The 821-nt window shown below is 32.0% G+C and carries 1 protein-coding gene; it reads right to left on the bottom strand.

Annotation, left to right across the window (positions count from 1 at the left end; all coding sequences use genetic code 11):
* Nucleotides 1-404: hypothetical protein (locus COZ07_RS10020; RefSeq protein ID WP_406608423.1), on the bottom strand; the 404-nt coding region annotated here is incomplete at its 3' end.
* Between the last annotated feature and the right edge of the window lie 417 nt (nucleotides 405-821).

Below are 821 nucleotides of genomic sequence, written 5' to 3' on the forward strand. Positions count from 1 at the left end.
TTCTTAATTTCAGCGGGAGTGTAATCTGTCAATGTTTCTATAATTTCAGTTAATTCTATTTTATCCATATACATTAATAAAACTTTTCTTAAAAGACTGTTTTCTGACTGAAGCGTATTAAGTATTACATTTTTCCTACTTCCATTCACTTCAATCACGAACCCTTCATTTAACAAGTTTCTTTTTTCTAAGACAACATAAAGCTTCTCGTCGATTTTTTCTTTTAAAATACCGATTCGAAGCTCAATATCAGGGTCAATTGAGCTATATGCTACTCTTTGTTTATAAATAAGGACACGTTTACTTGCCTGATCAGACTTATTCAGGCAAGGGATGTACAGCCTTTCTCCTTCCTTTAGTTCAAGAGCCCTGTCGAACCACTTACATATTAATGTTTGTTTCATTTACTTTTCCTTTCTCAGAAAAGTCATTTAATGACCTTTCTGGCAAAATATAACGAATAAGATTAATGCTATAATAAGAATTAAATAAAAATACTTATCAAATAGATCCATATTTCTCCTTATTAAACCCAATTTTTACCTATTATAATACCTATTAATAATGCTACGCATATCATTATATAATTTATTATATCTATACTGCGCAAGACTTTAATTATTTCTACAGCCTGTTCTGGTGTCATAAATCCTCCTTTATATTTCAGCCGTAATACGGAGTAACTTTGTATCAAATGGATCAGAATGAAGTTTCAGTGATCCACTTTCCCCATAACAATCAAGGCTTTCACAATCAAGCGTAACAAAGCCAGCGGAGTATACTTTATCTTCAAAGTGTTCCGCCATCTCCGCATGGCTTAT

It is taken from the genome of Candidatus Infernicultor aquiphilus (assembly GCF_002784285.1).
Lineage (GTDB): Bacteria > Atribacterota > Phoenicimicrobiia > Phoenicimicrobiales > Phoenicimicrobiaceae > Infernicultor > Infernicultor aquiphilus.